The sequence below is a fragment of the Mesorhizobium sp. WSM2240 genome, assembly GCF_040438645.1.
Taxonomy (GTDB): domain Bacteria; phylum Pseudomonadota; class Alphaproteobacteria; order Rhizobiales; family Rhizobiaceae; genus Allomesorhizobium.
The window spans coordinates 598,990-612,662 of record NZ_CP159256.1; the positions used below are offsets into that span (position 1 = coordinate 598,990).

The following is a 13,673-nucleotide window of genomic DNA, read 5'->3' on the forward strand; positions in this document are numbered from 1 at the left end:
CGGTGTACTCCGTCCTAGTGCGGCGCGTCGCATGAATTTTGCCGGGCGAGCTGGTCGAAGCGGCTCCGCCAGTAATGCAGTCAAGCAGAGTCTCTTCGCACGGAAAGGGGGACGTATCGGCGACAACCTTCATAAAGCTGGGCTGGCGCGGTCATAAATTGGCGCCGACAGGATTATGTTCATGGCTGAATCCGCGAACGCCGCGGGGACGCCACCGGTGACCCAAAAGGCGCATCGTGCATGGTAAGCACTGAGGACAATAACTCGACAAATGGACCGCGCAAACTGACAGAGCGCATGCTGAAGGGCGTTGCTTGGTCAGGCTTAACCTCAATCCTGCTCCTGGGGCTGAAATTCATATCCGTTGCGATATTGGCGCGGCTGCTTTCGCCGCGTGATTACGGCGTCGTCGGCGGCGCATTCATCGCCGTCGAGCTTGCTGCGATGCTCTGTGGTTTGGGCTTGGCCCCGGCGCTGATCCAGCGCAAGGTCGTCGAGCGAGATCACATAGCAACTGCGCTCGGTGTCTCTCTTGCTTTGTCGTGCGTGATCGGTGCCGCCTTGTGGCTCGCAGCGCCCTTTGTCGCAACATTGATGCGTATCGAAGCTCTAACCGATGTCGTGAGGCTGCTCGCATTCGCGACTCCGCTGGGCGCCTTCAACTTGATCTGCGAGGCGCTCCTTGCGCGCAACATGGGGTTCAGGGCGGTCTCTCTCTGCCTGCTTTTCAGCTTCTCCGTAGCGGTTTGCGTCGTTGCTGTACCCATGGCATTCGCCGGATTCGGCTATTGGTCGCTCGTCGCCATGCAGATTGCAGAAGTGTCTATTGGTGCCCTTGCCTTCGGATTTGCTGCTCGCAAGCTTCTCGTGCTGCCCGGCTTTTCGGCTCGAGCGTTTCGCGAATTGTGGCCGATGAGCCTTGGGTTCTCGCTTACGCGGCCCTTCGGGTACCTGGTGAATAATACCGCCAAGTTTCTTATCGCACGGCTCATGGGCGCCGAGGCGCTCGGTCTTTTCACGCGCGCAGCTTTCCTTAGCGATAATGCAGGGAACCTCTTCAACAACATCGCCCGTATTGTTGCATTTCCTGCGATGGCTCAGCTTCAGACTGACCGAGAGCGCCTGCGCAGCGGATTCTTGAAGGGCCTATCTCTAACGGCGATGGCAACCATGCCGACCAGTGCGTTTTCTATCGTTTTCGCGCAAGAGCTTGTCGACATCATTCTTGGTCCGAAATGGGACGAGGCAGTCTTACCCTTTGCCCTTCTTGCCACCAGCCTATATTTTCGGCTTGGTAACAAACTTAGCTACGCAGTCCTTCAGGCGCTGGGGCAGCCCTATCGCGTCATCAAGATTCACTGTGCTGTCGTTGCCATACTCGCCCTCGGCATTCTGACGACCTACGATCATGGCCTCGCCACCGTTTGCACGGTGGTGCCGCTGGCTTTCGGCTCTGCTTTTGTGATGACCGTCCGACTTGTCTCCAGAGTTATTGAAATGAGCATCGGCGCTATTTTTAGGGCTCACGTTATACCAATGTCGCTTGCCTTGGTGGTTGTTGCAATCGGCATAGGCACAAGGGCTATGCTTGTTGGCCAGTCGAGCATCGTTATTGTCGCACTTGGCGCTCTTGCTGTTGTGAGCTCTGTACTCGCGCTACTCTACTTCGTGCCAGAGAGAGTGTTGGGGCGATTGGATGCAGAAGGACATCGAACGCTGCCGTCGCTAAAGTTTGCCTTTCGCCGGTTGGCTAGTTGCTCTATGTGATCGGGACCAATATGAGACCTCGTGTTCTCCTCATAACGCGTCTTCACACCCAAAATGCGGGTAATGAGGCACTCTCTACAGAGTTCATCCGGTACGCCTTATCCCGTTTTCCTGCCGCGGATGTTCGAGCTATTGATCGTTACCCACGCTTTTTCGAACAATTTGATTTGAGGGGCATCGGCGGAGGTTCGATCAAAGAATTCGATGCGCTAGCTCACGCGCTGACATTGCGCTTTCGCAGAGAGGACGCGCCTCTGCCAGCGAAAGCTGAGTTGAATTTGGTCAAGCTTGACGAGACGGGAAAAGAGCTTCGTGGTCCCTTACGAAGAGTCAAGCGTAAGCTGGCCATGCGTAGGAAATTGGCTGCCTTGGGATTAATCGAGAGATCCGTTCCTGTAACAGCTGTAACAGCTTGTTGTACCTCTGATTTAGTCGTTTGGAATCCCGCAGGGGAAATTTGCCCGACCGGTGATCCCCATCAAGTGATGCGGTTGCTTCTGTTGCTTCGCATCGCTCAGTTAAGCGGAAGGAAGACCGTCGCAATCAACCACAGCCTTGAGATCGGAAATAAAGCTCTCGGCACCTTGATTGCTCACGTATACAAGAATCTGTGCTATTTGAGCGTGCGCGACGCAAGATCGGCTGAGGTTGCTATAAAACTTGGCGTGCGCAAATCGATCATCCATGAGGCACCTGACATGGTATTTCTGGCCTCACAGATATCGGTGCCGGAGACTGCAAGCGCCATTCCCCGCAGGGCGATCGGGCTTGCAGTGAATGGCTTGGGGGCTATGCAGGGCGTTGATGAATGGGCGCGTCTGGCAGAAGGCCTGAATAAGACCGGTCGCCCGGTCGTTCTTGTATCGAATGCAATCCATCGCGATTTGGCTTTCGCCAGACGCTTGAATCGAATGATTGATAAGTCCGCGGTCATCGACTATCAGCCTCGATATCAGCAGCTTCGGTCCATATACCGACAATGCGATGCCGTCATCAGCAGCCGCCTGCATGCTTCGATTCTGGCGCTTTGCGAGGGTGTGCCGGTCGTTAGCATCGAGCCGTCGGTGTTCAAACTTTCAGCGATCTTTCGCCAATTGGATTATCCGCTCGAAACTGAAAGATTGCAGCAGGCTGGTTGGTCGGATCGGGTGCTTGCCAAGCTAGGACTGTGTCTATCCGAGGAGCGATCTTTTATTTCGTCGGCTGGTACAAACGCAATTTCGGAACAGCTGAGAAGGATAGAAGTGGCGTACGCACCATTGTTTACGCTAGCATAAGTTGGCGCGTGGACACCTGTTGGCGGGCGCCCATCGCGAGGAGACCGAAGTAAGCGGTCTTTTGACCCATGGCGCCCGCGACTTGAAGTTCATCGGACCTGGTGTCAGCCGAGAGCTTGTTGCTCGAGTTCTCGGTAGCCCAGGCAGTTAGCGATCTGCAGCTCCTCTTCAATCGACCACTGGCGACCGCCGCACCGCCGCCCGGTCTCAACGACCTCCAGCCGCGATGACAAGATGCACCCGAAGGGGGCGAACTTCCTCCAAACCGGGCCGGTCCGGCGGTCCGGAGAGCGGGCAAAGTGGCGGGAAACTTCGCCACCGCATGCACGTAGGATCGCTGCGTGACCGCCGGCGACATATTGCGGATCGTCATGTCCTCGATTACGCGATTATGCGCGCTCAAGTCGGCCATCTCATTCTCCTGTTTTCGAGATTGCGCATCAACACTTCAACAGCGCAATCCTCCAAAACGGAAGCCTCACCCGCAAAACCAGCGCACCAGATCCGCGTCAGCGGCTTCGCTCAATCCCATTTGTCCACACGATCTAGCGTTCTGTCTAAAGCGTTGCGGGTCTTTTCCAATCCTGTGTTACAGGAAAAGCCAAGTTAGAAGGCATATCTGAAGCGGTCTATGTCTTCCGCGTATCGCTTCTCGACTATTGCCCGCGTGTAGCTATTGTACACGTCGTGACGAGCAAGAGTGTTCCCGAATATGTTCGTTCGCGGGATCTGGAAATCTGGTTCACCGAGGATGTCACGCAGTCGATCGACCTCGTCTGAAATCTGCTCAAGTTTGAAGACGTGGTCACATCTGTACTCGTTTTCTACGCGCAAGAAAGCACTCTGAGAAGCCCAATGGCGGTCGGCGCGTTCATCCGTTCCCTCTTCGGAGCCGAGCCAGCTAACAAAGGCATCGAAAGGCATGAATGGACGCAGGCCTTCGTAACGTGCGATTAAGTGCGCCCGGCGACGTCCCCGGTCCAGTCGTACAATCTTATCCCGATAGCAGCTGTAGACCCGGTCCCAGGGATTTCGAACGACTGCCAGTACCCGATATTCTCTTCTGTTCAGGTCCTTCCGCAAGAGAGCCTGGAGTGAAGTTGTCTCAGACCACACGCCTTCCTGGTCGGACCAACGGTCGAGAAACGCTGCCAAAAGCGATCTGCTGCCGGATTTGGGGATTGTTACGATGATTGCCTCATGGCGAAGAGAAGTGAGTACGTCTGTTTCGAGAGTGGGCGAAGGTCGGTTCTGTAGTGAAAACAATACTCGTCTTGCTGCAATGTAAGCGAGTTGCGCTCTGGTTCGCCAGGGATCTGAATTGCGCGTGAGATAAACGCTCTTCCGTAGGGGATTCTCGTGAGAGTACTTTGCGGATATAGTCATCCCAGGTTCAGCGCGTTGTTTATTGAACATGGACCGTTGTCCTTTAGATCGAAGAGCCTTCTAGGAGATAATCCAATTACCTACTGATCAACCTTAAACTGGTCGCCGGAGTAGCACCACGGTCGACGAATAGGGTCGAAAAAGCCAGAAGTATCTATGATAGCGAGCCTTGAAACGCTCAAAGTCAGCAAGAAGAAGATACGGAAAACTTAGAACATGCCGTGTTAGCAGCCGGATCAACTCTCGTGATGTATTCTGGTTCCGAAGATCGTCCAGATAGGTGCTGTCCGAAACGACGGCCTCTTGCAGGCAGGTGAAATCAGGAAACAGGCGACGGATTTCATCGGGGGCTGGCCGGTAGAGCGTATCAATGGGGTCAAGGTGATAGGGATAGCTGTACGGACCGGTGACCAGCAGGAAACCCTCAGGCTCCACGATCCTGGCGCAGGCATCGGCAAATGCGCCCGGATCAATCAGATGCTCGAGTAGGTTGCTGCACATGACGAGCCTGGGATGGAGCGCCCTCAGTTGCTCCTGGAAAGCCAGATCCAGCACATCTCCAACCAAGTCGACTCCTTCGTCTTCCTTCATGTCAATATTGAGGATGCGTACCCCGCGCTCGCGAAGCGGCCGAAACACGTGCAGGTCGACGTGGGGCTGTTCCACCGTCCGGAAGTGGGCGGTTGAGGAGCCGATATTCAGGCAGGGATTCATTGCTTCGCTCGGAAGCGAACCCAGAAGCGTCTGAACGTGCTTGGCTTCATTCGGACGCATCGGCGAGCATTCCCCATACGCTAGTTGCAGTGTGCGAGGGCCGGTCGCCAAAGGCTCGCATCGTTATCACCGTTCGCCTCGTTCGGTCGCCCCACCCTCTGCGAGTTCAGGGGTCAGGCTGCTCCACCGAACCTCGTACATGGTCTCCATAACGCCGGAGGCGTACCTGTTGAAGTCCTTCAGGTCCTCGCTCGTCAGTCGCTCGATCGCAGCAGCGTTGATGTTCTTGGCCAGGAGTGACGTCCAATAGCTTTTGTCCACTATGCGCATGGTGCGACTTGCAGATGCGGCGGCCTCCTGGCCTGGCCCATAGCCCTTTGGGTTGTGAATATAGGCGCCCTCCCGCGGCCGCGGCAGCGCCAGTCGCCCGTACAGGTGATCCAAAAAGCGGAGAGGATTGGCAACCATATCCTCGAACCTGACAAGCAGGTAGTTGTTTCTGGCAGCCTGTTCGGCAAGCATCTTGCCGGCAATGTGGCTGTAGACCCGTCCCGCCATCCTGGCCGGGACCCCTCGGCGCTTCCAAGAATCGCAAAGGCCGTAGCCGTTCCTCACCAGCCCGATGAAGATCGTCTCTTCGAACTGCTTCTCGATCTCAGAGTTCAGGAAGATGTCGTACTCGGTCGCCTTGAAGAGGACGTGGCGCGCGAGCGCGAGATCGAGCCGCCTTTCCTTCCACAGCTGGTAGTCAGCGGCGATCGACACTTGGATGCTTCTTTCCAGGCGCTTCTGAAATCGCTTCGCGCAGAACACTGACCTCGACGCCAGCTTGCCCGCGCGGACTCCCAGACGGCGATAGACCTTTGGAGGAATATTCGAGCCGTTGTAGTAGAATTGCCAAAACTCATCGACGGTCATGACGACGCCGGGCGAAGAGCCGATCATGTTCGCCAGAATATTCGACCCACCGCGGCCAAAGGAGTTTATGACAATGGCTCGATCCATTCTCGGGTCCAAGGATTCACGGTTCAGCCCGCTATAGGACTGACTGAGCGTATTGGGCCATAGTATTTCCTCACCCTCGCGTCGTAAAGTCCGGAGCACGCCGGCTACATCGCCGCCTGGCAGACAGCACCGCAAGCACTACTCGTACCTGAATCAAAAATCGCTGAACCAAACGCCTGGGAAATCCGATCAGCTTTTTTGACAGTAGGTACTAGGACGGACTGGGCTCATCACATTGAACTCGCGGGAGACGAACCTCACCCAAATTGGTTCCGGCGCGCTCCTTCCGATCAAGAGGCAGCATCATCTTGACTAGTATGTTCGAGCGCCCTCGACCAAACGAATGAGGATGACGGCTCTTTAGTACTAGATGCTCGCGGACCACTCGTTTCCAAGGATTCTGCTGCCCTTCCGCGCGCCGCGGGGCGTCATTGAAAAGCCAAACTAAAATGTGATGTTATCCCCCTTGAGCTTGACCGTTCTCGCGGGAGAATTGCTTTTGCGAGGAGGAGTTAAAAATCCGTAAGGGGCCTCCTTGTGCAGCCTTAGCTCGAGCCAGCGATTATCGCGCCACGTGAGATAAGCAGGGCACTCGATAATGACCAACCGCATTTCTCGCCGGGATTTGGCACGGGCCGCATGCGCCGCCCTTTTGCTGACGGCCTCCGGTCGCTCAGGACGGGATGCTCGGGCCGCCGGCCCGGCGCAAGGCTCGCTCCCGGAAGCTCACTCCTGGCATCCTGGTCTGTTAGCGGAAATGATTGTCAAATCTTGGTATCAGGAGGATCTGGGCGAAGGCGAAATCTCCTCGTGGCAATCCGGCGGCGTGAAGCCGGTGGCTGCGGTTCAAGCCGAGCCCTCCCTGCGCCCAATAAAGCTTCCGAATGACGGCGGCGTCCTCTTCAAGAAGGGTACGAAACAGGCGTTGACCTGGCCTGTCGATAAGGATGCCCCCTATCTCCACCGGTGGTGGCTCGTGATCGCGCGGTGCGATTCTGTGAACAACACCGGTGCGGATAACGTTTCCGTTCTTTGCGTCAACGGCACGGAGGGTGGCTCGGTGCATCGCCAGCCGCGTATCTCTTTCAGGCCCTCGTCCGCCATGTTCGTCTCGCAACTCAATGACGGCAAAACTAAGAGCGAGGAAGGGAGGTGCTCGACGGATTTTGGGGACTGGAATGTCATGGTCGGGTACCGCCGCGGGATGGTGACGCAGGCCGTGGTGAATGGGGTTAGAACGGCCGGCCAAGCGATTCATGCATTGAAACCCAACCTGATGAAATCGCAGAGCTTCATGGGCGATGTGAACAAGCCGATGAGGGTCGATGTCGCGATCGATTGCGTCATCATTGGGCAAAGCGAACTCAATGATGCGCAGATCGAGAAGCTCGTGGGTTGGGCCATGTGGCGCGCCGGCCGGCAAGCCGACCTGCCCGACAATCATCCCTATAAAAAGAGCCCGCCTTTGGCGGTGGATGCCAGCGACAATCCCGCGCGGTATGCCTTCGATTCGCAGGGCTGGGCAAGTTGGGCGGCGGTTGATACAAGGACGAACCAAGCCCATCGAGGTCAGGCGGCGCCCAATATCAGCGGCTATACGACGGTGTTCTTCGACGATTTCGAGACCAACACCATTGTCGACGATCTGACAGGCGCACAGAGCAGCGGCTGGTTCGCGCCGACGCACCTCACCAATATCGGCGGGGATGCGAAGGCACAGCGGATTTCCGGGACGCCGTCTTCATACATTCACGATGCCGAGAGCCACACGCTGTCGCTCCGTCTCGTCCACAACAAGGTTTGGAAGACCGGAGCGTTTTCTTCGGTCAACAACAACGGCCAAGGTCGGTGGTGGGGAAAAGGAATATTCGAGATCCGCGCCAAGTTCCCGAAGCTTTCCGCGCCGCGCCCGGGCTTCTTTCCTGCCTTCTGGGCCTATGGCAAGGAGCACCTGTTTTGGCGGACGCGGAATCGTCTGGAAACTGACTTTTGGGAATACGGGGCGGAGGACGGAACGTGGATCAATATCAGCCAGCACGTACATAAGCCGGCGCTTGCCTATGTGGATCCCCAAATCGCCGCCGCTGACGTGCGCAGGAAGATCGCCGGCTACCCGATCAACCAATCAAACGGCTTTCCCAACGCGATAGACATATATGACGGCGAGTTTCATACGTGGTACGCCCAGATCGAAGATAATTTCACCTACTTCGTGATTGATGGCTATGAAGTGGCGCGTTGCCCGACGACGCCGGAGCTTGCCGCGCAAAAATACATCATGGTCGATTTGGGCTTTCGATCCGGCAAGGGCGGAGTCTTGCCGGATCCATCCGAAACTTACGACATGGCCATAGACTATATTCGGGTCCGCCAGAAGGAGTCGGATCTTGCGGAGGTGCCTGCGGGCTTCGCGCGATTGCCAGAGCTTTCCAGCTCTGCCTCAATCGGAAGCACGCTGAGCGTACAGCCGAATGTGCCAGCCTCGCATCTGGAGTACTTTTGGTATCGTGACGGAGTTCCCATTGTCGGCGAGACTGCTGCAACATACAAGATCAATGCAAGGGATGCTGGGCACAGGATCCGGTGCCAAGTGCGTGCGCTCTCTTTGCTTGATCAGCCGGAAGCCTGGACCGCCGAAGCGGACGTCGTAGAGAGGTAATCGTGCAAAATGAGCTTTCGCGGCTTAAATATGGCATCATCTGCCCGAGCAAAAAGGACAGGCGGCAGGGTCTCCTCTTAGTTCCTTTTCGGCCCGGGAGAAACATATGAGTCCGTCCGTCTATGACCGCTTGACGGTGAATAGCCCCAACCCGGCTGCACGGCTTGCGCAGAGAAGCCGGCATGAAAGGGGTATCCGACTTGTGAAGCAACATCTCTCTCCCAGCAGCGCTATCCTCGACTTCGGATCCAACACGGGCGACTTTCTTAACACGCTGGCCGGCAGGGGCTGGTCAGGACCGCTTTACGGCTATGATCCCTATGTGACGCCAACAGCCCCATCGTTCACGCCGGTAGGGAGCCTGGGAGAGATACCTGATGAGGTACTAGACGCGGTGCTGGCCTTTGAAACCCTCGAGCATGTCGACGACCACGTATTAGAGGAGTTCATCTCGTTCTGTGAGCGCTCTCTTCGGGCTGGCGGAGTTCTGATCATCTCCGTGCCCATCATGGTTGGGCCTATTCTCCTGCTCAAGTACCCCAACGCCGTTTTCATAAACAAGTCGCGATGGCGATACAGCGCCTGGGAGCTATTCCGTGCGGCGATTCTCTGGCAACAGGTCCCACGGAGCAAGTCCGGCGCCTATCTCGATCACAAGGGGTTTGACTACAGGGTACTACGCCAGAGGCTCGCCCGCCGCTTCGCCCCGATCTCGATCGGATATTCTCCATTTCCGGGCTTGAGCCCGGTCCTAAACTCTCAGGCTTTTATGTGCTTCCGGCGATGAGTACGAGCGATCGCATCTGAGGTGAGATTGAACAACCGCCACGGACGTTGTCCCTTGCTGATTTCAAAGGCCTTCTGCCCGTTGAGTCCTGCAGCGGCCGATTTCCCCTTGATGTCAGCGCCGGACATGCAACCATCACAATCTGGGCAAGGCTCTCCTCGTAACGCTTCCTGCCGGGTACGGTACCTATGCTCAATCCCGGCAACGTGCTAGAGGAAAGTAACGTCGTGCGGGGCGCTCATGCGTTACCTTCTGACATTCGCGATCCTGAGCTTGTTTGTGCCGATAAGGCTCAAGACGGAACTTGTCCTACTGCGTCCCTTCGAGATGCTCACGCTGCTCGTGATGATTGCCGGCTTCCTGACGGGACGCTGGCGGCATGTGTCGCTTCCCGCGGGCTTCTTGCTGCTCCTGCCGTTCTTCTGCTGGCATGTGGCATCGGCCTTTTCGAATGGCGCGCAGAACGGCCTGCGCGAGCTGCTGCAAATCTCGGCCGTAACAGCGCTCGCCTTTGCTTTGGCACAGGAAGCCGGACGTATAAGTATCGCAAAGGCGGCCCGCGTCCTGTTCTTCGGCATGGGGCTGATCCTAGTTTATATCATCGCCTGGCATCTGGCCAATGGCGATTGGGTTGGATGGAAACAATTGGTCGATCCGAAGTTGGTCTTTACTTTCTTGCCGGTTATGCTTGCGGGCCTGCTCGTCTTTGCCGGAAGGACGGAGCGCCGTATCCTTTGGCTTGCCTGGTCTGGCTTGTTTCCCCTGCTTCTGCTTTCGGGAGAGCGCAAGGCACTCTTGATCTATATCTTCCTGACGGCCGCCCTTCTCATGCGCGGTCGACTCGCCACGACCGTGCCGGCCGTAGGCGCAGGATTGCTCGCACTGCTTGCCTTATCGAGCGTCGTGGACAATCCGTATCTCGCGCGCCAGCTGCAGACGCTGCTAAATCCTGCGAGCATGGGGCAGTATAACCACCTGCTGGTAACAGGCGAGTATGCTCAGGGCGACACGCCGAGCAATGTTCAGCGCGCCTTTGCCTTCGACCTGTCGAGGAAGCTTTTTGCGGAGCATCCTCTGGTAGGTATCGGCACGAACCAGTTCAAGAATATTATCGATACGGAGTTCAGCAATCTTCCTGAAGAGCTGCGGCTGGGGATACATGGCGAGTTTCAACGCATCCTCACCGAGAACGGCATCATTGGGCTCAGCCTCTATATTTTCATTTGGCTCGCCGCATGGTTTCGGTTAAGCCGCGCTCTAAGCTGGGCACTTTTCCACGGATTGATCGGAGCGGCCCAGGCACGGCTTCTGCCCCTCGTGCTCCTTATTCCCTGCGCCTTTTACGTTGGAACAGAAGCCTCCGGCACACGAGCTTTCGTCACGCTGATCGTTGTCTCGCTCCTGCCGGAATTGACGCGGCACGGGCTTTGGCTATCATTGCACAGGGCGCGGAGGAGCCACCCCAAAACTATGAGGCATTCTCGATTGCTCGGGCGTCCTTTGCAAGGAAGCACGAGATGAGTGTTTCGGTTATCCTGACATGCCACAATGAGGAACGCTTCATTGTGCAGGCGGTGGAAAGCGTGATCAATCAGACCGCGTCGAGCCGCATCAAAGAGATCATCATTGTGAATGACGCCTCGACCGACGGCTCGGCGGAAGTCATCGCCGCGCTGGCTCGCAGGGAGCCGCGCATACATGTCCTGACGGCGGCCGGTATCGGCCTTCCATCGGCGAGGAACCTTGCCATCAGACATTCTACTGGCGATTTTATTGCAATCCTTGACGGTGATGACTTCTGGGCCGAGGACAAGCTTGAGCGTCAATTGGCCGTCTTCGGCAATGGCTGCAAGGCGGGCCTTGTCTATGGTGATTTTGTCGATTTTTCTGCTCCGGATCTTTCCGATGCACAACACGTCCCGGTACGCCGCTATCACGCGGACCAAAGCGACACGTTGCCGACATATTTTCTGCGTGATGGGCCGATTGTTCCTTCCAACATTATTATGCGGCGGGAGATTGTCGAAAATGTCGGATTATTCAACGAGACGTTCAGGGTTGGAGAGGATACAGAGTTTTGTTTGCGCATAGCCGAGCGCTGGACATTTCAACATGTTGCCGGAGCACTCGTCTACAAACGGCGCCATGGCTCGAACGCAACCCGCAGACTCGACGCGCTTCTGCCGACAGCCGAACGCGTCACGCGAGAATGCGTCATGCGATGGCCGGAGCTTGCGCACCTCGCGCGCCGGCGCAACGCGCGTTTTTACGCGAAAGCCGGCAATGATTGCGTGGCTCAAGGCGAAAAGCAACGCGGAGCGCGCCTTCTAGTTCGCGCAATGCGGCACGATCCATTGTCCTGGCGCGTCTATGTTTACATCCTTCTTTGCGTCCTGCCGAGGGGCGTGGAGCCGCAGGTGCGCCGCGCAGCCAAGCTGTTGTTCTACCGCGCCCTGCGCAAAGGGAGCGGCATTGACGAATATCGGGGCGCTCAACGCTAGAGGCACAAGGTCATCGGGAACGCTTCCGTATCACATGCGAATTCTTTACTTCATCAACGGCTTCGATCCCGGTGGTGCCGAGCACGGGCTGCTGACGTTGCTGCAAGCAGGATTTTTCAGCGGGCATGAGCTGAAGATTCTCGCCTGTTGCCGTGGTCGCGGAGCTCTTGCCGATGAAATCGCCGCAAACATCGGAGAGCACAATCTTATTCTGACGTCGCAGCGCGAAGAGCCTTCCTTGCGCACCTTCGTGAGCACGTTCTTTGTGATGTTGCGCCTTATCCGGGAGTGGCGGCCGGATATGGTTGCGTTGTCGCTCAAGCAGGCCAATCTCCTAGGACGATTCGCTGCGATGTTCGCTCCTCGGCTTCGCTGCGTTTCATTCGAGCACATCGCCCGTTACCGCTCCCGGCGTGCCGAAGGCGTTTATGGCCCTGTGCTCAAGGCACTGTCCTGGCGTGTCGACGAAATCTGGGCTGATTGCGAAAATACGCTGCGGGAGACGCAAGCATACTTCCTGCCCCGCAGGCGCCAGTCGTATGTGGTGCCTCTGTTTCTTGCCGATGAGGCTTCCTCCCATAAGCGCGATTACTCGCTCAACACACCCTTGCGCCTTGCTGGAGCCGGACGCCTTATGGCGCGAAAGAATTTTGACCGCCTGATTGAGGCCATCCGAATGCTCCAAGACCGGGGTGTTTCGGCAAGCCTCGATCTTTATGGCGAGGGGCCGGAACGGCAGGCCCTTTCTCGCAAGGCGGATGAGCTCGGCATTCGAGATCGCGTGCATTTCCATGGATATGTCGCACGCTGGTTCGAGTTGGCTTGTGATCGTGACATGTTCATCAATCTGTCCGATACGGAAGGGTTCTGCATCGTCGTCGCGGAGGCGATGCTTGCCGGCCTTCCGGTGATCGCGACCGACATCGGCGGTATCCGGGATTACGGCAAGGATGGGGAGAACATGCTGAAGCTTACTGTGCCCTCCGCGGAGATGGTGGTGACGCAAGCATTAGCGCTCGCGGCCGATGAAACGCTCCGCAAGAAGATCGGAAGACAGGCACGACAGGACATGCTCCAGGCCTATTCGCAGGATGCTCTGCGTGCCCGCGCGACAGTGGTGTTGGGGGGCGGAATGTAAGGATCGGCAAGGGGCTGGCGACCAAGATCGCCGGGCCGATCTTAATTCTGACAGCTCGGCGTCTCGAAGGAAACTGCCTGCACCCAAAAATGCCGTTCTGGGCAGCTGAACGCGCTTGAGTCCGCGCAGAATGACAGCCGGTCTGTTCCTGCTACCAGCGGCAACATCGCAACATCGCCTATCGCGTTATAGCGATGGTGGTCGAGTAGCTCAGCTATTCGGCTTTTGCCCTCACAGATCCAGGCGGGCGGATTTTCCTTCGTCGTAGCAGGATTCTGGGCCGATGGATTCACGCTTCCCCAATAGCTCTCCGGCTGCGGATTGACCTTCGGATTGCCATGGAGCACAGTATGAAATGCGACTGATCCTTGTACCTGCTTTTCGGATTCGACGGTGTTTCGTCGCGAGCGCAATCCGTCACCTCGTCAGGCCCGGCCCA

General features: G+C 56.8%; 10 protein-coding genes. 7 read left to right on the top strand and 3 right to left on the bottom strand.

All coding sequences use genetic code 11. The annotated features are described in order from the left end of the window. Positions 1-240: 240 nt before the first annotated feature. Positions 241-1,767 carry a lipopolysaccharide biosynthesis protein gene (locus ABVK50_RS32530; protein ID WP_353646429.1) on the top strand — a complete coding sequence of 509 codons (1,527 nt, stop codon included), beginning with the start codon at positions 241-243 and terminating at the stop codon, positions 1,765-1,767. Next, a complete protein-coding gene (locus ABVK50_RS32535; protein WP_353646910.1) occupies positions 1,764-3,044 on the top strand; it encodes a polysaccharide pyruvyl transferase family protein in 1,281 nt (426 codons plus the stop codon). Before ABVK50_RS32530 ends, ABVK50_RS32535 begins: the two co-directional genes overlap by 4 nt. Before the next feature lie 606 nt (positions 3,045-3,650). On the opposite strand, the gene ABVK50_RS32540 is transcribed toward ABVK50_RS32535, so the two are convergent. The 3 genes from ABVK50_RS32540 to ABVK50_RS32550 all read right to left on the bottom strand — a co-directional run bounded on the left by ABVK50_RS32540 (position 3,651) and on the right by ABVK50_RS32550 (position 6,062). Further along, entirely contained in the window at positions 3,651-4,460 is an 810-nt protein-coding gene (locus ABVK50_RS32540) for a sulfotransferase family 2 domain-containing protein (protein WP_353646430.1), read from the bottom strand. Between the two features lie 63 nt (positions 4,461-4,523). After that, positions 4,524-5,204, bottom strand: a complete 681-nt coding sequence (locus ABVK50_RS32545) for a hypothetical protein (protein WP_353646431.1) — start codon at positions 5,202-5,204, stop codon at positions 4,524-4,526. A gap of 66 nt (positions 5,205-5,270) precedes the next feature. Next, positions 5,271-6,062, bottom strand: coding sequence for a hypothetical protein (locus ABVK50_RS32550; RefSeq protein ID WP_353646432.1), 792 nt, complete (start codon positions 6,060-6,062; stop codon positions 5,271-5,273). A 685-nt stretch (positions 6,063-6,747) separates the two neighbouring features. Between ABVK50_RS32550 and ABVK50_RS32555 the strand changes: the two genes are divergently transcribed. The 5 genes from ABVK50_RS32555 to ABVK50_RS32575 all read left to right on the top strand — a co-directional run bounded on the left by ABVK50_RS32555 (position 6,748) and on the right by ABVK50_RS32575 (position 13,234). Beyond that, on the top strand, positions 6,748-8,808 hold the full coding sequence (locus tag ABVK50_RS32555) for a hypothetical protein (protein WP_353646433.1): 2,061 nt from the start codon (positions 6,748-6,750) through the stop codon (positions 8,806-8,808). A 106-nt stretch (positions 8,809-8,914) separates the two neighbouring features. Then, a complete protein-coding gene (locus ABVK50_RS32560; protein ID WP_353646434.1) occupies positions 8,915-9,595 on the top strand; it encodes a methyltransferase domain-containing protein in 681 nt (226 codons plus the stop codon). Between the two features lie 240 nt (positions 9,596-9,835). Continuing rightward, a complete protein-coding gene (locus ABVK50_RS32565; protein ID WP_353646435.1) occupies positions 9,836-11,116 on the top strand; it encodes an O-antigen ligase family protein in 1,281 nt (426 codons plus the stop codon). Further along, complete coding sequence (locus tag ABVK50_RS32570; protein ID WP_353646436.1) at positions 11,113-12,096, top strand: glycosyltransferase family 2 protein; 984 nt, start codon at positions 11,113-11,115, stop codon at positions 12,094-12,096. The genes ABVK50_RS32565 and ABVK50_RS32570 overlap by 4 nt, the downstream gene beginning before the upstream one ends. 34 nt (positions 12,097-12,130) lie before the next feature. Beyond that, the gene (locus ABVK50_RS32575) at positions 12,131-13,234 is read left to right on the top strand and encodes a glycosyltransferase (RefSeq protein WP_353646437.1); all 1,104 of its coding nucleotides are present in this window, start codon (positions 12,131-12,133) and stop codon (positions 13,232-13,234) included. Positions 13,235-13,673: the final 439 nt, after the last annotated feature.